Annotated in this window: 20 protein-coding genes and 1 tRNA gene; 11 read left to right on the top strand and 10 right to left on the bottom strand. The window is 55.6% G+C overall.

Annotated elements, in window-relative coordinates; genetic code table 11:
* Position 1 precedes the first annotated feature (1 nt).
* The 6 genes from hscA (at position 2) to WBY09_RS12990 (ending at position 4,995) form a co-directional block, all read left to right on the top strand.
* Positions 2–1,900 carry a Fe-S protein assembly chaperone HscA gene (gene hscA / locus WBY09_RS13015; protein ID WP_336232940.1) on the top strand — a complete coding sequence of 633 codons (1,899 nt, stop codon included), beginning with the start codon at positions 2–4 and terminating at the stop codon, positions 1,898–1,900.
* A 154-nt stretch (positions 1,901–2,054) separates the two neighbouring features.
* On the top strand, positions 2,055–2,390 hold the full coding sequence (locus tag WBY09_RS13010; protein WP_008890652.1) for a ferredoxin family 2Fe-2S iron-sulfur cluster binding protein: 336 nt from the start codon (positions 2,055–2,057) through the stop codon (positions 2,388–2,390).
* Positions 2,391–2,444: 54 nt separating this feature from the next.
* Positions 2,445–2,642 carry a Fe-S cluster assembly protein IscX gene (iscX, locus tag WBY09_RS13005; protein ID WP_008890653.1) on the top strand — a complete coding sequence of 66 codons (198 nt, stop codon included), beginning with the start codon at positions 2,445–2,447 and terminating at the stop codon, positions 2,640–2,642.
* A 125-nt stretch (positions 2,643–2,767) separates the two neighbouring features.
* The gene (gene tenA / locus WBY09_RS13000; RefSeq protein WP_336232939.1) at positions 2,768–3,472 is read left to right on the top strand and encodes a thiaminase II; all 705 of its coding nucleotides are present in this window, start codon (positions 2,768–2,770) and stop codon (positions 3,470–3,472) included.
* Between the two features lie 117 nt (positions 3,473–3,589).
* Positions 3,590–4,735 (top strand): tRNA 2-thiouridine(34) synthase MnmA, encoded by a 1,146-nt coding sequence (mnmA, locus tag WBY09_RS12995; protein ID WP_008890655.1) that lies wholly within the window; start codon positions 3,590–3,592, stop codon positions 4,733–4,735.
* A 183-nt stretch (positions 4,736–4,918) separates the two neighbouring features.
* Positions 4,919–4,995, top strand: a tRNA-Met gene (locus WBY09_RS12990).
* Positions 4,996–5,223: 228 nt separating this feature from the next.
* Here the strand turns inward: WBY09_RS12990 and WBY09_RS12985 are convergent.
* Complete coding sequence (locus WBY09_RS12985; protein ID WP_286792301.1) at positions 5,224–6,111, bottom strand: LysR family transcriptional regulator; 888 nt, start codon at positions 6,109–6,111, stop codon at positions 5,224–5,226.
* Positions 6,112–6,223: 112 nt separating this feature from the next.
* Here WBY09_RS12985 and gstA point away from each other — a divergent pair, with 112 nt between their 5' ends.
* From gstA to WBY09_RS12970, 3 genes are read left to right on the top strand one after another with little or no spacing between them, the layout of a single operon-like run.
* Positions 6,224–6,832: a glutathione transferase GstA gene (gene gstA, locus WBY09_RS12980; protein ID WP_286792302.1), complete on the top strand. Its 609-nt coding sequence runs from the start codon at positions 6,224–6,226 to the stop codon at positions 6,830–6,832.
* Positions 6,832–7,212, top strand: a complete 381-nt coding sequence (locus tag WBY09_RS12975; RefSeq protein WP_286792303.1) for a nuclear transport factor 2 family protein — start codon at positions 6,832–6,834, stop codon at positions 7,210–7,212. Before gstA ends, WBY09_RS12975 begins: the two co-directional genes overlap by 1 nt.
* A 3-nt stretch (positions 7,213–7,215) precedes the next feature.
* Complete coding sequence (locus tag WBY09_RS12970; protein ID WP_286792304.1) at positions 7,216–7,437, top strand: tautomerase family protein; 222 nt, start codon at positions 7,216–7,218, stop codon at positions 7,435–7,437.
* An 86-nt stretch (positions 7,438–7,523) separates the two neighbouring features.
* On the opposite strand, the gene WBY09_RS12965 is transcribed toward WBY09_RS12970, so the two are convergent.
* Positions 7,524–8,456: an AraC family transcriptional regulator gene (locus WBY09_RS12965; RefSeq protein WP_286792305.1), complete on the bottom strand. Its 933-nt coding sequence runs from the start codon at positions 8,454–8,456 to the stop codon at positions 7,524–7,526.
* Between the two features lie 841 nt (positions 8,457–9,297).
* Here WBY09_RS12965 and WBY09_RS12960 point away from each other — a divergent pair.
* Positions 9,298–10,158 (top strand): hypothetical protein, encoded by an 861-nt coding sequence (locus WBY09_RS12960; RefSeq protein ID WP_064782409.1) that lies wholly within the window; start codon positions 9,298–9,300, stop codon positions 10,156–10,158.
* A 488-nt stretch (positions 10,159–10,646) separates the two neighbouring features.
* Positions 10,647–11,534: an SDR family oxidoreductase gene (locus tag WBY09_RS12955; protein ID WP_286792306.1), complete on the top strand. Its 888-nt coding sequence runs from the start codon at positions 10,647–10,649 to the stop codon at positions 11,532–11,534.
* A gap of 34 nt (positions 11,535–11,568) precedes the next feature.
* On the opposite strand, the gene WBY09_RS12950 is transcribed toward WBY09_RS12955, so the two are convergent.
* The 8 genes from WBY09_RS12950 to WBY09_RS12915 all read right to left on the bottom strand — a co-directional run bounded on the left by WBY09_RS12950 (position 11,569) and on the right by WBY09_RS12915 (position 20,270).
* Entirely contained in the window at positions 11,569–12,618 is a 1,050-nt protein-coding gene (locus tag WBY09_RS12950; RefSeq protein WP_336232937.1) for a DMT family transporter, read from the bottom strand.
* 140 nt (positions 12,619–12,758) lie between these two features.
* Positions 12,759–13,772 (bottom strand): DMT family transporter, encoded by a 1,014-nt coding sequence (locus tag WBY09_RS12945; RefSeq protein ID WP_336232936.1) that lies wholly within the window; start codon positions 13,770–13,772, stop codon positions 12,759–12,761.
* Between the two features lie 165 nt (positions 13,773–13,937).
* Entirely contained in the window at positions 13,938–15,269 is a 1,332-nt protein-coding gene (locus WBY09_RS12940) for a branched-chain amino acid ABC transporter permease (protein ID WP_336232935.1), read from the bottom strand.
* On the bottom strand, positions 15,266–16,276 hold the full coding sequence (locus tag WBY09_RS12935; RefSeq protein WP_336232934.1) for a branched-chain amino acid ABC transporter permease: 1,011 nt from the start codon (positions 16,274–16,276) through the stop codon (positions 15,266–15,268). Before WBY09_RS12935 ends, WBY09_RS12940 begins: the two co-directional genes overlap by 4 nt.
* A 12-nt stretch (positions 16,277–16,288) precedes the next feature.
* Positions 16,289–16,996, bottom strand: a complete 708-nt coding sequence (locus WBY09_RS12930; RefSeq protein ID WP_286792310.1) for an ABC transporter ATP-binding protein — start codon at positions 16,994–16,996, stop codon at positions 16,289–16,291.
* Complete coding sequence (locus WBY09_RS12925) at positions 16,993–17,775, bottom strand: ABC transporter ATP-binding protein (RefSeq protein WP_286792311.1); 783 nt, start codon at positions 17,773–17,775, stop codon at positions 16,993–16,995. The genes WBY09_RS12930 and WBY09_RS12925 overlap by 4 nt, the downstream gene beginning before the upstream one ends.
* A 141-nt stretch (positions 17,776–17,916) precedes the next feature.
* Positions 17,917–19,113, bottom strand: coding sequence for an ABC transporter substrate-binding protein (locus WBY09_RS12920; RefSeq protein ID WP_008890666.1), 1,197 nt, complete (start codon positions 19,111–19,113; stop codon positions 17,917–17,919).
* Positions 19,114–19,370: 257 nt separating this feature from the next.
* Positions 19,371–20,270 carry a LysR substrate-binding domain-containing protein gene (locus WBY09_RS12915; protein WP_063088155.1) on the bottom strand — a complete coding sequence of 300 codons (900 nt, stop codon included), beginning with the start codon at positions 20,268–20,270 and terminating at the stop codon, positions 19,371–19,373.
* Positions 20,271–20,347: the final 77 nt, after the last annotated feature.

Genomic DNA, 20,347 nt, shown 5'->3' with positions numbered 1-20,347 from the left:
AATGGCTCTGCTAAAAATCCACGAACCGGGCGAAACACCCCTCCCGCATGAGGACGAACGCCAGATCGCTGTCGGGATCGATCTTGGAACCACCAACTCGGTGGTTGCAATCTCGAACTCGGAAAAGCCTGAAGTTCTCCGCGATAAATCCGGTGGCAATGCGATTGTGCCCTCTGTCGTCTATTACGGCGATGACACGCCGGTTGTCGGCGAAGCCGCCCGTGATCAGATCAATTCGGATGCCAGCCGTGTGGTTTCCTCGGTCAAACGTCTGATGGGCCGTGGTCTGGAGGACGTCAAATCGGTTGCCGGTACGCTGCCGTATCACGTCGAAGTCCCGGAAAAATCCGAAACCGAAAACGGCGAACCGATGATGGTGCGCCTGAATGTCGGTAACCGGGTTTTAACCCCGGTCGAGGTTTCGGCAGATATCCTGCGCGCATTGCGTGCCCGTGCCGAAGAAAGCCTTGATAAACCGGTCGAAAAGGCCGTGATCACGGTGCCTGCCTATTTCGATGACGGGGCGCGCACCGCGACCAAGGATGCCGCCAAACTGGCCGGTCTGGAAGTCCTGCGTCTGGTCAATGAACCGACCGCTGCTGCCCTTGCCTATGGCCTCGATAACGGGGCAGAGGGGCTTTATGCCGTCTATGACCTTGGCGGCGGGACCTTTGATATCTCGCTTCTGAAAATGCAAAAGGGCGTCTTCCAGGTGAAGGCGACCGGTGGTGATGCCGCCCTTGGTGGCGATGATTTCGATCATGCCATTGCCGAACATCTTCTGGCGGAACGCAAGGATGGCGGTGCCACCGATGATCTTGATGCATCGGACGCCAAACGCCTGCTGAAGGCCGCCCGGACGGTCAAGGAAAGCCTGACCGATCGGGACAGTGTCGAAGTCACCGTTGCACTCAATGGCACGGACACCAAACACACCGTAACGCGTGATCAGTTTGATGCGATGATCGCCAAGCTGGTTGCCCGCACGGCCGCCATCACTGAACAGGTGCTTGACGACGCCGATGTCTTGCCCGAAGACGTCAAGGGTGTCGTCTTGGTTGGTGGTTCTACCCGTGTGCCAGCTGTGCGAAAGGCGGTGGCCGATCTGTTTGAACAGGAACCGCTGTCTGACATCGATCCGGACGAAGTTGTCGCCCTTGGTGCCGCCCTTCAGGCAGAGGCTTTGACGGGCGGCTCGGATAACCTTCTTCTCGATGTCACGCCGCTGTCGCTGGGGCTTGAAACCATGGGCGGGATTGTTGAAAAGGTCATTGACCGCAACACGCCGATCCCGGTGACCAAGGCACAGGAATTCACCACCTATCAGGATGGCCAGTCGGCCATGATGATCCATGTGGTGCAGGGCGAACGCGAAATGGTTAATCAATGCCGCTCGCTTGCGCGCTTTGCTCTGACCGGTATTCCCTCAATGGCAGCTGGCGCTGCGCGCATCCGCGTTCAGTTCAATGTCGATGCCGACGGCCTTCTGACCGTCTCGGCCCGCGAAGAAACCACCGGTACCGAACAGGAAGTCGCGGTCAAGCCGACCTATGGCATCAATGAGTCTGATATGGCGACCATGCTGCGCGATAGCATGGTCCATGCCCGCGAAGACATGGAAATGCGTGTCCTGACCGAGGCCCGCGTCGAAGCCCGTCGCAACATCCTGGCGGTCAATGCCGCAATGAATGCTGACCGTGCGCTTCTGACCAAGGAAGACGAGGCCAATATCAAACAGGCGATTGCCAATCTTGAAACGGCCACCGCAGGCGATAACCGCGATGCGATCAATGACGCCGCCGAGGCGCTTGAAAATGCATCCCGCCCGTTTGCCGAGGCCCGTATGGATAGCCGGATCCGCCAGGCACTTGCCGGGCAAAATGTCGATGAAGTTCACTAGGAAGTGAATTAATCGACACCGGTGGAATTGACAAACCGGCGAACTGCGGCGATTGTCCCCGACAACCGCCAAGGTCAGGCCGGATAAGCGACCCGTATCGCGGGGCGCATAAACAGAGATCGAACGAAAAGTATTACCGAGGAGAAAGGCACAAATGCCTAAGATCGTTTTTGTCGAGCCGGATGGCACCGAAAAGGAATTCGAAGTCGCCGACGGCCTGTCTGTTCTGGAAGCTGCCCACAAGAACGGCATTGACCTTGAAGGTGCCTGCGAAGGTTCGCTGGCATGTTCGACCTGCCACGTCATTCTTGAAGATGACTGGTTTGACAAGCTTGATGAACCGTCCGAAGACGAAGAAGACATGCTTGACCTTGCCTTTGGCCTGACCGAGACCTCGCGTCTTGGCTGCCAGATCATCATGAGCGACGAGCTCGACGGTCTGCGTGTCAAACTTCCGTCCGCGACCCGCAACATGATGGTCGACAAGTAAGTTTCACCTTCTGCTGACCGGGCGCATTGCCGCCCGGTGTCAAAGGAGACGGATATGCGTTGGACAGACATTCAGGACATCGCGATCGAGCTTGAGGAAGCCCATCCGGACAAGGATAACCTCAACCTTCGCTTTACCGACCTGCACAAATGGGTCACCGAGCTTGAAGGTTTTGAAGACGATCCTTCGAAGTCGAACGAGAAGATTCTTGAAGCCATCCAGATGGCCTGGATCGACGAGCGCGACGACTGATTTCGATGAGTGTGATGTGCGCCAAACGGCCTGCACCCTGATCACGAAAATGCGGACCAGCCTGCAACACGCGGGCTGGTCCGTTTTTGTTTGAGCCACCATGAATAAACAGGGAAGGGACCAGCATGAGCAAACCCGCCACCTTCACCGACATCATCCCCGTCGACAGTCTGTTTGGCAAATTGCGCACCTGCGCACCCGAAGCCTGGCAAAGCTACGTCTGCCATGACTTCGTCAAACAGCTTGGCAATGGCACATTGCCCGAAGCCGCGTTCAAGCATTACCTCATTCAGGATTACCTGTTCCTGATCCAGTTTGCGCGCGCCTATGCGCTGGCGGCCTATAAGGCCGAAGACCTGCATGCCATGCGCCAGTTTTCCGGCACCGTGCATGCCATCCTTGATATGGAAATGAGCCTGCATCTCGACTTCTGCAAAGGCTGGGGGCTGTCCGAGGCCGATATCGTCGCAGAGGCCGAGGCACGGGCGTGCATTACCTATACCCGCTATGTGATTGATCGTGGTCATCAGGGCGATGTGGTGGACCTGCAGGTGGCCCTGATGCCCTGTATGGTGGGCTATGCCGAAATCGCAAACCGCCTGATGGCAAGTTCTGATACTGTGCTTGACGGCAATCCGTACCGGGCGTGGATTGAAATGTATGCGTCCGACGAATTCCAGGATGTGGCAAAGGCCGAGATCGAGTTGCTTGAACACACAGTTGCCACGCGTGGTGGGCATCGCCGCCTCGAAGGACTGGTGGAAACCTTTACCATGGCAAGCCGCCTTGAAGCCGATTTTTGGCAGATGGGACTTGATCTGGCAAAATAGGCCAAGATCGCCTATATAAGCCCGAACGATATTTTGCGGGTGGCGGCTAAGCCGCCCGTTGCCTTTTTGGATTAACCTCTTGTCGCCGTGGCCTTGACCCACGGATGGGTGAGAAACATGAACTCTCTTGGCTTTGATAAAGCCCCGGAAGATACCCGCGTGGTTGTTGCCATGTCGGGCGGGGTTGATAGCTCTGCCGTTGCAGCCCTTCTGAAATCAGAAGGCTATGACGTGGTGGGCATCACGCTTCAGCTTTATGATATGGGGGCCAATGCGCCCACCCGTGCGAAATCCTGCTGTGCCGGGCGCGATATCTATGATGCGCGCAAAGTGGCCGAGGATATCGACATTCCCTATTACGTGCTCGATTACGAATCACGCTTCCGCGAAGAAGTGATCGATGATTTCGCCGACAGCTACATGCGCGGTGAAACCCCGATCCCGTGCGTGAAATGCAATCAGACCGTCAAGTTCCGCGATCTGCTTGAAACGTCTTATGACCTCGGTGCCGATTGCATGGCGACCGGCCATTACGTGCAGCGGAAACTGGGTGCTAATGGCCGGGCCGAACTGCACCGTGCCGCCGATCCCAACCGCGATCAAAGCTACTTCCTGTTCACCACGACCCAGGAACAGCTTGATTTCCTGCGCTTCCCGTTGGGGCATTTGATGAGCAAGGCGGAAACCCGTGCGCTTGCCGCCAAGTTCGGCCTTGAAGTTGCCGATAAGCCCGACAGTCAGGACATCTGCTTTGTCCCGGATGGCAAATATGCCCGTCTTGTCGAAAAGCTGCGTCCAGAGGCAGGCGAACCCGGCGAGATCGTTGATCTTGATGGCAATGTGCTGGGCGATCACCGCGGCCTGATCCATTACACGGTCGGGCAGCGGCGTGGTCTTAATATCGGGGGTACGGCAGAACCGCTTTATGTCGTCAAACTCTCGCCCGAAAAGCGTCAGGTCATTGTCGGGCCCAAGGCGGCTTTGGCGAAGAAACTGGTCTATGTCCGCGAGCTTAACTGGCTTGATGGCGATCAGATCGATGAAAACGGGGTCGAGGTCGAAGTCAAACTGCGCTCGGCCATGCAGCCGACCACGGCAACTGTCTACCCGGAAGCATCCGGCGAAGCCCGCATTGAACTGCACGATGCCCAGTTCGGCATCGCGCCGGGGCAGGCCGGCGTGTTCTATCAGGGCGAACGCGTGCTTGGCGGTGGCTGGATCACCCGCGAAGAGCTGATCGGCAACACGGCAAGTGCCGCCTGATCGGGATTGCCCGATTAACGAATAGGACGGGCGAGGGCGCATGTTCCTCGCCCGCCAGTTTCACCAGAAGTTTTACTAAGATGTTTTTTGACAAAATCGTCAAAAAGGCGCTTGACGGGGACGGCTCCCTGACTTAAAAACCGCCTCGTTCCAAGCGCACCGGAACACCACAAATTTCCTTGTGGCCGAGTAGCTCAGCTGGTTAGAGCAGCGGAATCATAATCCGCGTGTCGGGGGTTCAAGTCCCTCCTCGGCTACCAATTAAATAAGCCCTGCATCCCTGATGCAGGGCTTATTTCATTTGTATCCTCGGAGAGGGCTTGACCCCCCCAAAAAAAAAACAAGGGTTCGCGAGAAAGCGAAGCACGCAGCTTTCGAGAGACATCGCCCATCGGGCGATGGTCCGCCGGGCCCCGCCCAAGGATAAAAAGCAGCCCAAAGGCTGTTTTTTACAATTCCCTCGGCCGCGTTAATCAGAACGGTCTAACCTAACTCACTCTAGCTTGTGTCTGAAGTGCCCGCCAAATCTTGCCTTGCACCCTACCCATTGCCTGATCCCGCCGTCTTATGGCGAAGACTTCAGTGTGGCGTGGGCGAAAATCTGCGATGTTGAGCGCTACCAGTTCGCCGCTTTTAAGTTCATCCGCGATCATGTGTTCGGGCAGGCCGCCCCAGCCATGGCCATTCATGATGACCGATTTCTTGGTCGCGAAGTCTGAAACGGTCCAGCGCCGTCCACCGGCAAGTACATCGCGCGACTGATCGTAATCCGGGCCACCGGTGCCCGAGACAATGACCTGCACATAGCTTTGCATTTCCATGCGCGATCGCATGCCGCTGCGCCCGGCCACGGGGAAGCTGCGATGGGCGACGGGGCGGATGATTACCGTGCCGACAGGCGTGATTTCGACGTGATCAATATCGACACCCTCCAACCCCGCGATAATCAGATCAGCATCGCCTTTCATCAATCTTGCCAGCGGACCGCCCATCATTTCGGTGGCAACCGCGATGTGGGTATTGGGGAATTTATCGCCGATTTCACCGAGGATTTTAAGGATGGGCTCCAGCGACATGGTTGCGGTCAGTGCAATGCGCACCAGCGGTTCCTGTGTGCTGCGCAGCTCCTGTGCGGTGGCCTGAAGTTGCTGGAATTGATCGAGCACGCGGGTGGCTTCGCGCAGGAAGACCTCGCCCTCTGATGACAGGCGGGGTCGGTAGTCTTCGCGTGAGAAAATGGCAAAGCCCAGCTCGTCTTCAAGTTTGCGCACCTGATGGCTGATGGCCGATTGCGCCTTGTTCAGGCGATCCGCAGCCCCGCGAAAGGTGCCGGTGCTGACAACCGCGTCAACGGCGATGAGTTGTTCGAGGTTCATGTATGCCTCAAGATGATCTGATTTATAGATCATTACTATGAAAAGTCGATATTATCAATTGCTCGTCTGGTTTGGCATTAAGGCATCATTGATCAAACCAAAGGAGCTACGCATGAAACTCTATTACTTGCCCGGTGCATGTTCGCTTGCCAGCCACATCATGTTACATGAAGTGGGGGCCAAGTTTGACATCGAAAGCGTTGATGTTGCGAAAGGGCTGACCGAAACTGGCCGCACATACCGCGAAATCAGCCCGAATGGCTATGTCCCCGCCCTTGAGATCGAAACGGGGGATTACCTCAGCGAAGGTGTCGCGATCTTGCAATACATCGCTGATACCCACCCGGACCGTGCCTTTTCGCCAAAGCCCGGTTCGGTCGCACGCGCGCGCCTGCAACAGTTTCTGAACTTTGCGGCGGCGGAATTGCATAAATCCTGGGGGCCGCTTTTCACCGATGGGGCGAGCGCGGCGGAACAGCTTGCGGCCAAGCAAAAGGTCGGAACCAAGTTCGATTATCTTGAAAGCGTATTGGCAGATGGCCGCGAGTACCTTGTTGAAAACCGGTTCTCCGTTGCTGATGCCTATACCTTTGTTCTGGCGAACTGGTCGAATTTCAAGGAAATCGATCTGGGCAACTGGCCGAACCTTGCGACGTTTGTTGCGCGCATTCAGGCCCGTCCGGCAACGCTGGCTGCGATGAAGGCCGAAGGGCTTGTGTGATGAAATCTTCTGATGAATTGAGGATCGACGCGTTGATGGAGCGCTATTTCGAAGGGCTTTATCACTCTGACAGTGCAATCCTACGCACCGTGTTCCACCCAGAACTTGCCTATGTCAATGCGACGGACGGCAATCACGAGTTCATGGATCTTGAGGCGTACATGACGCGGATCGATAACCGTGAACCCCCGGCCAAACGCGGTGATCCGCGCCGTGAAAGCGTTGACCGGGTATCCCTGACGGGCAGGCAGATGGGCCTGGTCGAAGCCCGCATGACCATGATGGGCCGGGATTATCAGGATCTGCTGACACTGATCCATACCGATGACGGATGGAAGGTGATCACCAAGGTTTTCGCGTATCGCGCAAAGGAGGACTGAGCAATGCCGTACGTCAATATCAAGGTCACCCGCGAAGGCGGGCCGGATGGAACCGGCCCAACGCCAGAGGAAAAAGCCCAACTGATCAAGGGCGTAACTGATCTGCTTCAGAACGTCCTGAACAAGTCACCCGCCACGACCTTTGTCGTAATTGATGAAGTATCACTTGATGATTGGGGTATTTCTGGGCAATCGGTGCGCAGGATCAGGGCTGCCCAAGGATAAACTCTGATCGGCCTCTATCTTCGAAACAAGCCCTGCAACCCTTGGTGTGGGGCTTGTTTGGTCTCAGTGCTTTGTGCTTTGGGTGTTCAAGTCATTTTGACGTCTGACCGGGGCAAGCCTTCCTTGCAATAGCTTCTTGGAGGGCAACCCATCACGCGCTTAAACGCTGTGCTAAAGGCACTCTCGGACTCATATCCCAAACTGAGCGAGATTTGGGATATCGGTTCGCGCGATGAGGTCAGTCTTTCGCCGGCCAGCATCATCCGCCAACGGGTCAAATAGCCCATCGGGCTTTCGCCAACGCGTTCCTTGAACTTGGCGGCGAAGGCGGACCGGGACATGCCGGAGCATTTTGCAAGGCTTTCCACAGTCCAGTTGTGCGCCGGATCGGCATGGATGGCTGATATGGCCTTGCTGATTTGCGGGTCGGCAAGGGCGAAGAACCAGCCAACCCCCTTGGCGTCGTCATTCATGTACATGCGCAACACCTGGATCAGCATCATGTGGGCCAGATGTTGCAAAACCAGTTTGCTGCCCGGATCGGTTTTGCGCATCTCAGTCATGGTGCGTTCGATGCAATGGCGAAGCGCTTCGCTTTCATCGCGATTACGAATGACCACAAGCGGCGGCAACATCGCCAGCAGCAAGTCGGCCTGCGGCCCGTGAAGGCCAAATCGGCTGCTGGCCACCACGCAATCCCCGCCACCATTCAGTGTGCGAATGACGCCATAGCCGCTTGGCTTGAACGTTGTTCCGGCCAGCATCGGTGGCACATCAAGATCGCTTCCCATCAAGAACGCCTTGCCGTGCGGCAACAAGACGCAGTCGCCTGTTTGCAGATGCACGGGGTCCGGTACCCCATCCACCGAGATCCAGCAGTCACCCTCAACCACGGCGGCGGTTTTGATGTTTTGCCCCTGATCGGGGAACTGGATCGCCCAGGGTGCGGCAATGTCAAATCCGGCCGACAGGTAATTGTCGGGGCGGAGCAGGGACAGGATATCGGAAAGCGGATCCATATAGCGGCCTGTTTCTGGACGAATGAAAATATATCATGGACTGATACGTATAGTTCGTCCAGAAGGCAAGCGATATTGTGGCCGCAACGGGCCGCGATGCGGGCAGGTAGTTTTTGCAGATATTGGGATGGAGTAACTATGCGTGTTTTTGTAAAGGGTGCGACGGGCTTTGTCGGATCAGCTGTGGTGAAGGAGCTTCTTGATCATTAGCGTTCGGTGGTAGGGCTGGTCACAGGGGCTGATCCAGAGTCAACGTCGACTGGTAGTGATGGTATGGTAAGCGTTGCTAAAAACGTGAACTCGGGAACTTGGGAGCCAAAGCGGGAAAGGATCAGAAACCTGTTCTATTTGGCGACGTACAAGTCTAAGTCTACACCGGTCAGAAAAGTAACATATAATCTTGCAGATGATCAGTCCGAATAATTCTTGCTCGTAAAAGTCTGTTTTGATCATGCTGATCAATAAGGTAATAGGTGAGAAGCAACAAGCCATCTCCGCTTTGCCTTAGTTTAGCACAGGAAATGGCGTCGATATGTCCTACGAAAGGACTGCAATCTCTTATAGTTTAAACTTCGCCTTGGACAAAACGAGCGGTTTGATTGCTTCAGCATATTGCTTAGACATTCACCAAATTTCAGACGGTCTGTATTCGCCAATCCTCTTTCTGTTACACTAACGCCAATTACCACCAGCCATGTTGCATCCGACGCTAACTCATCTGGATTCACTAGACACGCCGCCTTTTTGGCCTTGGTCACTGGAATCTAAGCGGATGGATTTGCTATTTAAAGGTGTGTCGGGGTAAGCTACATAATTCACATCACTAACGAGAAAATGAACCTTGCGCCAATTCATTTTGACTTGTTTCTGGCTGCTTTTCCTTTCTGGTTGCGAGCCTGCCATCCGAGAAATTGACAAAAGCGGAATTTATGGCAGTGGCAGCTATATTTTGACGTCAGATATTAATGTCGCGTCTGGTGACGGACTCATTTTCACGGAATCTGCGCATCTTGATTTGAATGGGCATGCGATACGCTCTTCAAACAAGGGGAACGAATGGGACTACGGCGTCAAGCTTATGGGGGCTGGCTCCCGCTTATATGACACTAAGAAGACAGGCAAGATATCCGGGTTCAGGGTCGGGGCAAAGCTGGAAGGATCTGGGTCGGTATCCGATGGCGTTAACTACATCAGAAATCGATATATGGGCGTTTGGGCCTCAGCCAACGATATTACGATAAAAGGCGGCGTAATATCAGGTACTTCTGGCGTGTCAGATGAACGCTATGCTTTTGGTGTTCAGATCAATGGGGACGACTGCAAAGTCTCGTCCGTTCTCATAACTGAAATTTATGAACAGTCAGATTTTCCAGACGGAGCAGTAGGTGAGGGCGTTGGTATCAACATTGCCACGCCATCAGAAAGAGGGCGGATCACTGAGACAGTAATCGCCAACTCACATCCAGAGCCAGGCACATACGGGATATTCGGAGGCATGGGTGGTGGACACTACATCAAAGCAGTCTCCGTATTGAACTATTGGCGTGGTATCTCTGTGTCAAAGCGGAAAGAATCGCGAATAAGCATGGGGATTTCTATTACATCAGAAGATTTCGACGGCGGGTACGGCATATCACTGGACGGCATACCCGTTCCGGGTTCGCTCGCCTATGGGTACAGGACCCCAATTCACTTAAAATAATCGGAGATATTCCATGCGGAAGTTAATCGGGATCGCCATCGTGGCGGTCTTTTTTTGTGTTCGATTTAATTCCCCGCATCAGCAGGTTCGGATGGCTGCGGTCAGCAGAAGGTGATCGCTAGCCTGCCGGCGAAGTTTTTCAAGGAACCGCTTGCACCTGGGCTGACCCAGTGCTGTGGATCTGTCTTCCCGAGAACCGGCGGCACTGCCACGCAAACATAGCGCTCGATCTGGTCGTTCCGCGGAATTCCCAAGTTTCACCACATGTTAGCAGCGATCAAGCGGCGCCTTGCGGCTGAGGAGGCTATAACAGCCTTGGGGCAGGTCTACGTGTGAGTGGAGCGGATCCATATAGCGGCCTGTTTCTGGACGAATGAAAATATATCATGGACTGATGCGTATAGTTCGTCCAGATGGCAAGCGATATTGTGGCCGTAACAGGACGCGATGCGGTCCGGTTGTTTTGCAGATATTGGGATGGAGTGACTATGCGTGTTTTTGTAACGGGTGCGACGGGCTTTGTCGGATCAGCTGTGGTGAAGGAGCTTCTTGATCATGGGCATTCGGTGCTCGGCCTGACGCGCAGCGATGCCGGGGCCGAAAAACTGGCTGCCGTCGGCGCGACCGTCTTTCGCGGTGATCTGGATGACCTTGGCAGTCTTCAAGGCGGGGCGGCATCCTGTGATGCGGTGATCCATACCGGCTTTAATCATGATTTCACCCGCTTTGTCGAAAGTTGTGAAAAGGACCGCCATGTCATCGAGGCGATGGGATCGGTTCTGGCCGGATCAAACCGCCCGATGATTGTCACATCTGGCATTGGGCTGTTGCGTGCGGACCGCCCGGTGGTCGAAAGCGATACGGTAACCGCCGATATCCCGCGCAAGGCCACCGAAGAAGCCGTGGCAAACATTGTCGCCAAGGGTGTCAATGCATCGGTGATGCGCTTGCCGCCGTCGGTCCACGGGGCGGGTGATCATGGTTTTGTGCCGCTTCTGATCAATCTGGCGCGCGAAAAGGGCTTTGTTGCCTGTATCGAGGATGGCGATAACCTGTGGCCTGCGGTGCATCGTTTGGATGCAGCACGTGCCTATCGTCTTGCCATCGAAGACCACGCCAGCCAACCGGCCTATCATGCCGTGGGGGAGGAAGGCGTTGCCTTCGCCGACATCGCCCATACGATCAGTGTCGGTCTTGGTCTGCCGTTCAAGTCCTTATCGCGTGAACATGCAAAGGACTATTTTGGCTGGTTCAGCCATTTTGCCGAGCTTGATTGCTGTGCCTCCAGCGGTCGCACGCAGCAGGTGCTTGGTTGGCTGCCGCGTGAGATTGGCCTGATCAAGGATATGCAGACTGCCGAATATTTTGATCACTGATGCATAAAGAAAGGCCGGAAAATTCCGGCCTTTCTTATTTGGTTGGCGTGACGGGCTGAGCTGGCTTGGGGCGAGATAAAATCCGCCCGTCAATAACAAGCAAACCAAACCCGATAACTGCCATTCCGATCATGTGCTGCGCCAAAAGGACCTCGCCAAGGAACCCAACCCCCAGCAAAATCGCACTGACCGGGATTAGGAAGGTAACCAGCAGAAGGTTACTTGCCCCGGCACGTTTGAGGATGGCGAAATAGAGGATATAGGCGAGCGCCGTGCTCAGCGTTGCAAAGCCCAGCACGGCAAGGATGGTGCTGGTGGTCGGAACCGGCAGGTGCCAGGGCTGATCAACGATGATCGAAAGCGGCAGGAGCATCAGGCTGGATGCACTTGTCATGCCGGCCGCCGTCAGGATCGGCGGGGTGGTGGCGAAACGTCTGCCAAACACCCCGGCACAACCATAACTGAATGCGGCAAGCAATACGGCACCCGGCGCAAGCAGGCCCATCGTGTTGCCAGATGTCGGCAGGCCGAAAATCACGATCACGCCGCCAAACCCGATCAGCACACCAATGGTTTTGCGCAAGGTCAGCTTTTCGCTGTCTGTTGCGATATGAGCAATCAGCAGGGTGAAAAGCGGGGTGGTGGCATTCAGGATGGCGGCAAGGCTGCTGGTGATTTGTGTCTGGCTCCAGACAATCAGGCAAAAGGGTATCAAGTTGTTAAGCCCGCCCATCACGGCAACGCCCACCCAGAATTTCGGATCGCGCGGTATCGCGATATCGCGCAACAATACCACCCACCACAGAACCATGGTCGCAATCGACACCCGGCACAGCACAAGCGTCAGGGGCGGCAGATCGACAAGCGCGATTTCGGTGAAGAAAAACGACCCACCCCACAGGATCGATAGCGAGATCAGCATCAACCAACTGATGCGGTCCATCGGCTGGGTGGGCAGTTGTTTGGGTTGTAAGCCACCAGCGGATGAGAGGTTTCTCGGGCCATTAATGCCGCGAAGTTTCGGGCGGCAAGCCAGTTCCATATCAAGCGATATCAAACGTGTGGTGTTTTCATGGGGCAGCATCGCGGGCTCCGTCGATCTGTTGGTGACCAACGAAGGTTAGGCGGATTGGTTTTTGGCTGCTCGCCAGTTTCGGACCTGAAGGTGGGATCAAAAAACGGGGCCCAAGCGGCCCCGTTTTAATCATCAGACAATCAGGTGTCCTATTCCGCCGCGAGGGTTTTATTCCTCATACCAATGAACTTCGGAAGCCGCGCAAAGATCGTGATGTTGCCAAGTAACACCATTGCAAGCCCGGTTGCCCCGATCGGTGTCCAGACATAGCCTTCAAGGAAGGTTGAAACCGTGAGCGCCACAACAGGGAACAGGACGGTGACATAGGCCGCTCGTCCTGCTCCAACCCGGTTGATCAGTGCGAGATAGGCTATGAAGGCCACGACCGAGCCCGGAATGGCGAGATACAGCAAACCACCGATATAGATCGGATCGGTCGGCATGACCGGGGTCTGGCCGCGAAACATGGCAAAGATAAACAGCAACACCGTGCCATAGATCATGCCGCGCGCGACCGCATCGCGGTTGGGAATGCCCATGCGGTTGAGTTTGACCGACACCATGTTGCCGCAGCTAAACACCGCCGTACCGCCAAGCGCAAGCAGCATGCCCGTGATGGCATTGGCGTTGTGCGACAGGGCATAGATCTGATTGGCAAACAGACAGGCGATGCCAGCAAGCCCGAATGCTGCGCCAAAGACAAAACGCAAGCCCGGCCGGTTGCCGTAAAATGCCCAGTTCCCCAGCGCATTGAAAATGGTCGAGGTGGTGAAGATCACCGCAACAATGCCGCTGGCGATATAGCCGGTCGCCGAATACATCAGGATAAAGTTGATGCCAAACAGCCCGCAGCCCAAAAGCACGATCCACGGATGGGCGTGCCATGGCACCGGCCGCCATTTGCGCGTTATCAACAGGAAGCCGCACAAAACGACCGCGGCCAGCGCAAAGCGATAAAAGATCGAAATTTCGACCGGAATCGGTCCGATCTGAAGTTTGATCGCATACCAGGTAAATCCCCAGCAGGCGGTGACGATCACGAATAAAAGGGCTGTCATCATCGGGGCTTTCAAAACAGCACGTGCAAAGGCATTGGTGGCACGAAGGGTGACGGGTGACGCAGAACTGGTCACGCAGGTTGGCAGCGCGCGGGGACCAATCATGGGATTTGCGGATATATGGGGCATATCCGGTAACAACCAATAGGCCACAATCAGCGTCGCGTGGCTTTCACGTTCTTGCGGTGTTTTCGGATTTTGCGAAGGGTTCGACGCATAAAAAAAACGGGCGGATACTGCATTGTATCCGCCCCGCTTTTGAATGTTTGGTCAGGAAGACCGCGTCATTGCCGTTGATCGGTTGGTGGCCTCGGGGATCAGCCCCTTTGGCGCAAATCGCATGACGATCAAAAGGATCGCCCCCATCATCAGGTAACGCATATAGGCCGCACCGGCGACGAGGTGCTGGGCAAGCTCCGATCCTTCGCCAAGCGGGGCGGTGATCGTTGACATGAACCAGTTGCCAAACGGCTCTGCCTCGACCCAGAGGAACCAGATGATAAAGCCGCCGAGGATCGAGCCCCAGTTGTTGCCCGAGCCACCGAGGATCACCATCACCCAGATCAGGAAGGTGTAGCGCAGCGGAATGTAACTGGTTGGCGTTAACTGCCCATCAAGGGTGGTCAGCATCGCACCGGCAATCCCGCACACCGCACAGCCCAGAACAAAGGTCTGCAGGTGGCGACGTTTGACATCCTTGCCCATCGCGGCCGCCGCATCGCGGTTGTCACGAATGGCGCGCATCATGCGGCCCCACGGCGACTTCAGTGCGCGTTCGGCAAACCACATGATGATCGCAAGCACGATGACAAACAGCACCGCATAGCACAGTTTGACAAACAGGCTGGCGGCATCGGAAATCTCGGCAGCACCAAAGAAATTGGCCAGGCTGATGAACCATTCACTTTCGATCAGGTCGACTTCATAGGGCACCGGACGCGGAATGCCGGTGACGTTTTTAACCCCACGCGACAGCCATTCTTCATACTTGATGATCGCAATGATGATCTCGGAAATACCAAGGGTGGCAATCGCCAGATAATCCGCCCGCAGGCCAAGCGCGATCCGCCCAATCAGCCAGCCGCCACCGGCGGCCACCAAACCGGCAAGCGGCCACGCAACAAGAACGGGCAAGCCTGCACCACCAAGATAACCGCTTAGTGCCGGGTCGATTCTTTCAATCGCATCGGTCGCCGGACCAAAGAACACCCCGATCAGGAAGTAGCCCGCCAGCAAAAGAACAAGCGTGACCGGAAGCTTCAATGCCGGGTGAACAAAGCGGCGGGCGTAAATGACTGCAACAATGGTCGCCGCAAGGCTCAGCAAGGAAAGGGCAATATCCCCGCCAGCAGCAGCCCAGGCTTCGCCCACAGGCGGCATTGAGACCAGAACGGCGGTAAGGCCACCAAGGGCGGTAAAGCCCATTACACCTACATTAAACAGGCCGGCATAGCCCCACTGCATATTGACGCCGAGCGCCATCACCGCAGAGATCACACAAAGATTGAAAATGCCAAAGGCGACGTTCCAGCTTTGAAGAAAGCCGATCGCGATCAACACCAGGCACATCAGGCCATATAGGAGCGCAACTCTCTTCGTCATATCACTTTCCCACGAATAATACCGGTTGGCCGGATCAGAAGAACTGCGACCAGAATGATGAAGGAGACTGCAAACTTGTAGTCCGTCGACAGAAGTTGCACGAGCCCGTCCGGCGCCCAATCCGTCGGGCCAAGATAGGTCAGGAACTTCTTGAAGGCATAGGTCACCGTCACCTCGGAGAAGGCAACAATGAACGCGCCCAAAATCGCGCCGACCGGTTGCCCGATGCCGCCCAGAATGGTGGCGGCAAAGATCGGAAGCAGGATCTGCAAGAAGATGAACGGCTTGTAGGTCTTGTCAAGGCCATATAGCGTGCCGGCAATGGCTGCCAGTGCCGCGGCAATAACCCAGCAGATCATCACCACACGTTCCGGGTTGATCCCCGAAAGCAGTGCCAGATCCTCGTCATCGGAATAGGCGCGCATGGCCTTGCCCGATCGGGTTTTCTGCAAGAACCAGAACAGCCAGGCAACGACAATGGCGGTGACAACAACCGTGATCAACTGGCTTTGCTTGATCGCAATACCTTCATCAAGGCCCAAGGCGCGGCGTGAATCAATTGCGCCAATAATAAAGCGTTCGCCATCGGCAAAGCTTTGATCCGCCGGGCCGATGACAATGCGGATAATACCGGCAATCAGGAACATCACGCCGACCGACACAATGGCAAAGACAATCGGGTTTGAGCGCTGCTTGCGATAAAACCGAAACACCATCCGATCCATGACAAGCGCCATGCTGATGGCGGCCAGTACCCCGATCGGCAAAGCCAGAAGGGCGGTCGGGAAGGGGGCGATAGAAATGCCCATATTTTGCAGGAACCAGGTGACCAAAATCGTGATCATGGTGCCAAATGACATCAACTCGCCATGCGCAAAGTTCGCAAAGCGCAGGATGCCGAAAATAAGTGTGACGCCAAGCGCCCCAAGGGCGAGCTGTGCACCATAGGCAGTCGCCGGAACGACCACAAAATTGGTAAACAGCGCGAGTGCGTTAAGAATTTCCATTCAAGTCCCCACTTAGCCGCCCAGGAAGGAGCGGCGAACTTCTTCGTTGGCGAGAAGGGCTTCGCCCGTATCGGTGAACCGGTTGCGTCCCTGCACCAGGACAAAACCGTGATCGGCGATCTCAAGCGCCTGACGGGCATTTTGTTCAACCATCAGAATGGCGACGCCGGTTCTGGCGACTTCGACGATCTTGTCGAACAATTCATCCATCACGATTGGCGAAACACCCGCGGTCGGCTCATCGAGCATAAGCAGCTTTGGCTGGGTCATAAGTGCCCGACCAACCGCGACTTGCTGGCGCTGACCACCGGAAAGCTCGCCTGCGGGCTGATTGCGTTTTTCGCCAAGGATCGGGAACAGATCGAAAATCTGTTGTTTGGTTTCCTCGATCTTGTCGTCCTTGCGGATGAAGGCCCCCATATCGAGGTTTTCCTCGACCGTCATCGAAACGAACACGTTGCGGTTCTGGGGTACAAAGCCCATACCCTCGGGCACGCGTTCCTGCGGGGCAAGGTTGGTAATGTCCTTGCCATCCAGAACCACTGATCCTTGCCGCAGGTTCAGCATGCCAAACACTGCCTTCATCGCGGTGGATTTGCCGGCACCATTGGGGCCGACAACAACGGCGATCTCGCCCTTTTCAACGGTAATCGTGCAGTCATGAAGGATATCACTGCCGCCATAGCCGCCGGTCATGCCGGTTGCGCTTAAGAAACTCATGACGGCACCTTCCGTTCATGCTTGCGACCTGTGCCGAGATAGGCCTCGATGACCTCCTCGTTATTCTTGACCTCTTCGATCGTGCCCTCGGTCAGGACCTTGCCCTCGGCCATGACGATCACGGGATCACACAGGCTGGCAATGAAATCCATGTCATGCTCGATCAGGCAGAAGGTATAGCCGCGCTCTTCATTAAGGCGCTTGATCGAGGTCGCAATGGTGTTAAGCAGCGTACGGTTCACGCCGGCACCAACTTCATCAAGGAAGACGATCTTGGGTTCGACCATCATGGTGCGGCCCAGTTCCAGCAGTTTCTTCTGACCACCGGAAAGATTGCCCGCCAACTCATGCTTGATATGGTCAATCTCAAGGAAATCGATCACCTCAAGCGCACGCTCGTAATTTTGGGCTTCCATTTCTTTGACGCGGGAATAATTAAACCAGCTATGGCGCAATTGTTCGCCTGGCTGGTTGCCCGGAACCACCATCAGATTGTCCAGCACACTCAGTGTCGAGAATTCGTGCGCAATCTGGAAGGTTCGCAAAAGGCCCTTGTGGAAAAGTTCGTGCGGTTCAAGGTGGGTTACGTCTTCGTCATCCAGGAAGATCTTCCCCGAAGACGGCGGAAAGACGCCCGCAATAATGTTGAACAATGTTGTTTTACCGGCACCATTCGGCCCGATCAGGCCGGTGATGGAACCTTTTTCAATGGATAGCGATACGCCATCGACTGCCTGAATGCCGCCGAAATTCTTGGCGATGTTTTCGACCCGTATCATTGGGAGTTTTTGACCCTTGTCATGCGTTCTGTACCAGGGAGATCAACCAAATATTGCGGTGACGACCCGGTAATAGAGGAACTGCCAGAAACCGAAGTCTCTGACAGTTCCAGCGTCGTTAGCGATCAAAGGATGATCGGCTTAGTGGTACATCTCCGTTTCCCACTTGCCGCCCTTGATTTCCGTTTCACGGAAGCTACCAGCGGACTCGCCCGGCTCGATCAGTTCGAGCGCGGTACCACCGACATAGTCGATGTCACCACCATCAGCGAGGATCTGAAGCGCCTTGGCCAGTTCACCCGGATAGATTTTCTCACCCGGTGCATTGGCGACTTTCAGGATGTGGTCTTTGTAGACAGCACTATCGGTCGAACCAGCCGACTGCATGGCCAGCAGAAGCAGGGCAGATGCGTCATACGCTTCCGGGACATAAGGATCATCACCCTTGAAGCCCTTGCCAGAAGCCAGTTCGGCCAGCATGGACGCGCCCGGGCTGTCAGTACCCGGGTTGGTGCCGATCGAGCCATCAAGCATATCACCGAAGTTGTCGGTCAGCGCTTCACCAACCATGCCGTCCGGCAGGACGAATTTGTCGAACGCACCGGTATCAAGCGATGCCTGGATGATGCCTTTGCCGCCTTGGTCAAGGTAACCGGCAACAATCAGAACTTCACCACCGGCAGATGCCAGGGTGCCGATTTCAGCAGAATAGTCGGCTTTGCCGTCTTCATGGGCTGCAACGGCGGTGATTTTGCCGCCTTTTGCTTCGTATGCCGCCTGAATGGCGTCAGCAAGACCTTTGCCATAGTCGTTGTTGGTATAGGTCAGCGCAGCCGATTTGATGCCGCGACGATCAAGGATTTCAGCGATGATCTGGCCCTGACGTGCGTCCGACGGCGCGGTACGGAAGAAGTACCCGTCATCTTCGATTTCGCTCAGCGCCGGCGAGGTTGCCGACGGCGAAATCATGACGATGCCGTTTGCGCGGACAACGTTGTTCAGGATGGCCGTGGTCGCGCCAGAGCAGGTCGCACCGTTAATGCCGTGAACGCCATCAGACGTCACAAGACGATCAGCCGCCGCGGTGGCTGCTGCTGCGTCGATACAGGTACTGTCACCGCGTACCGAAACAACTTCACGCCCGCCAAGCAGCAGGCCGCTGTCGGAAACTTCCTTAATGGCCAATTCGCCGCCAAGTGCCATCGGCTTGACGAGTGATTCCGTCGGGCCGGTGAAGCCTTGCAGCATGCCGATCTTTACCTGTTCCTGTGCAGATGCGCCTGCGACGACAGCCGTCGAAAGTGCTGCCGAGAAGAGGAGGGTAGAGAGTTTTCCCATAGTGTAGCCTTCCCTGTTTTATTGGGCCTTTATATTCGTGGGGCAGTATACAGAAAACACAACGCGTTTCCAGTTTCTTAACTTTAAGTTACAAAAACGCTCTTGCATATGGGGCGGTTGGCGGCAGGTTTCGCGACCAAATGGGTGGACTCATGTGTGGCTGAGTTCACACCTGTGATTGCGTGAGTTTCTTGATGTCACGGCGGGCGACGACCGCTATATATGGGGCGCAACAGGGGGCTATGATGCCCGGGTGATCAGGCAAACACCCGCATGCCGCGTTCGGAAATCTTGCGGAACCCGGCAATGACATGTTCGGCCAATGCCTCCTCGACCGCGCCATGACCATCACGCTTGGCCAGGGTCATGCGGTATTCACCGATTTCCGGCAGGCCGTGCGACGGGCCAAGATGCACAAGATCATCTGAAATCACACTGATCGGAAGCGGCGCAATCGCCAGATCGGCCCGCACGGCGGCAATCTGTGCCTGGCAAAACTCGCTGGTATAGGCGATGCGGTAATTTACCCCCGCATCATCAAGCGCCTTAAGTGCCATGGTCCGCCAGTAACAACCGGGTTCGGCCATCGATACCGGCAGGGGGCGTTTGTCAATCGCGCTGCCATGACGCGCGCCCAGCCAGACCAGCGGTTCGGCGTGGATCGGTGGTTGGCGATCAAGCTCCGCATCAAAACTGAAGACTGCGATATCAAGATCGCCCTTATGGATGGCCTGACGCAGGGTGCGTGTCGGACCCAGATTGACGTCGATATCAACATGCGGGTGGGTTTGCGCAAACCGTTTGAGGATCTCGGGAATGGCAACGATGCCGGTGTCATTCGGGACGCCAAGCCGCACGGTGCCGGCAAATTCCGGGGCATGAAAATGCGACATCGCCTCGTCATTGAGTTTAAGCAAACGCCGCGCATAACCCAGCAAAACCTCGCCATCCTCGGTCATGGTTACCTTGCGGGTTTCGCGTTTGAACAATTCCCGCCCGACCATGGTTTCAAGCTTTTTGACCTGAAGGCTGATCGCCGAGGCACTGCGATGAACCTTCTCGGCCGCGCGTGAAAAATTGCCAGTCTCGCAGATCGCGACAAACGTTCTGGCAAGATCGAGATCAAGATTGTGAACAACGCTTGTCGGGGAATTCATGATCGGCCTCTTGGTAAAAGGAACGCGATGGGTGCGTTTCGCAACAATAGCGCGAAACTTATGCTGTGAGTTTTTCT

This window comes from Thalassospira sp. CH_XMU1458, from assembly GCF_037027205.1.
Lineage (GTDB): Bacteria > Pseudomonadota > Alphaproteobacteria > Rhodospirillales > Thalassospiraceae > Thalassospira > Thalassospira tepidiphila.
The sequence above is the reverse complement of the archived record's forward strand: the minus strand, read 5'-3'. Positions and strand labels throughout refer to the sequence as shown.

What these genes read in the sequence shown, in the direction of transcription:
- WBY09_RS12945 (WP_336232936.1), bottom strand. Translation starts at nt 13,772, where the DNA reads ATGATTGGTCCCCGCGCGCTGCCAACCTGCGTGACCAGTTCTGCGTCA.
- WBY09_RS12915 (WP_063088155.1), bottom strand. Translation starts at nt 20,270, where the DNA reads ATGAATTCCCCGACAAGCGTTGTTCACAATCTTGATCTCGATCTTGCC.
- WBY09_RS12920 (WP_008890666.1), bottom strand. Translation starts at nt 19,113, where the DNA reads ATGGGAAAACTCTCTACCCTCCTCTTCTCGGCAGCACTTTCGACGGCT.
- iscX (WP_008890653.1), top strand. Translation starts at nt 2,445, where the DNA reads ATGCGTTGGACAGACATTCAGGACATCGCGATCGAGCTTGAGGAAGCC.
- WBY09_RS12930 (WP_286792310.1), bottom strand. Translation starts at nt 16,996, where the DNA reads ATGAGTTTCTTAAGCGCAACCGGCATGACCGGCGGCTATGGCGGCAGT.
- WBY09_RS12935 (WP_336232934.1), bottom strand. Translation starts at nt 16,276, where the DNA reads ATGGAAATTCTTAACGCACTCGCGCTGTTTACCAATTTTGTGGTCGTT.
- WBY09_RS12955 (WP_286792306.1), top strand. Translation starts at nt 10,647, where the DNA reads ATGCGTGTTTTTGTAACGGGTGCGACGGGCTTTGTCGGATCAGCTGTG.
- hscA (WP_336232940.1), top strand. Translation starts at nt 2, where the DNA reads ATGGCTCTGCTAAAAATCCACGAACCGGGCGAAACACCCCTCCCGCAT.
- gstA (WP_286792302.1), top strand. Translation starts at nt 6,224, where the DNA reads ATGAAACTCTATTACTTGCCCGGTGCATGTTCGCTTGCCAGCCACATC.
- WBY09_RS12965 (WP_286792305.1), bottom strand. Translation starts at nt 8,456, where the DNA reads ATGGATCCGCTTTCCGATATCCTGTCCCTGCTCCGCCCCGACAATTAC.
- tenA (WP_336232939.1), top strand. Translation starts at nt 2,768, where the DNA reads ATGAGCAAACCCGCCACCTTCACCGACATCATCCCCGTCGACAGTCTG.
- WBY09_RS12975 (WP_286792303.1), top strand. Translation starts at nt 6,832, where the DNA reads ATGAAATCTTCTGATGAATTGAGGATCGACGCGTTGATGGAGCGCTAT.
- WBY09_RS13010 (WP_008890652.1), top strand. Translation starts at nt 2,055, where the DNA reads ATGCCTAAGATCGTTTTTGTCGAGCCGGATGGCACCGAAAAGGAATTC.
- mnmA (WP_008890655.1), top strand. Translation starts at nt 3,590, where the DNA reads ATGAACTCTCTTGGCTTTGATAAAGCCCCGGAAGATACCCGCGTGGTT.
- WBY09_RS12985 (WP_286792301.1), bottom strand. Translation starts at nt 6,111, where the DNA reads ATGAACCTCGAACAACTCATCGCCGTTGACGCGGTTGTCAGCACCGGC.
- WBY09_RS12970 (WP_286792304.1), top strand. Translation starts at nt 7,216, where the DNA reads ATGCCGTACGTCAATATCAAGGTCACCCGCGAAGGCGGGCCGGATGGA.
- WBY09_RS12940 (WP_336232935.1), bottom strand. Translation starts at nt 15,269, where the DNA reads ATGACGAAGAGAGTTGCGCTCCTATATGGCCTGATGTGCCTGGTGTTG.
- WBY09_RS12925 (WP_286792311.1), bottom strand. Translation starts at nt 17,775, where the DNA reads ATGATACGGGTCGAAAACATCGCCAAGAATTTCGGCGGCATTCAGGCA.
- WBY09_RS12950 (WP_336232937.1), bottom strand. Translation starts at nt 12,618, where the DNA reads ATGCTGCCCCATGAAAACACCACACGTTTGATATCGCTTGATATGGAA.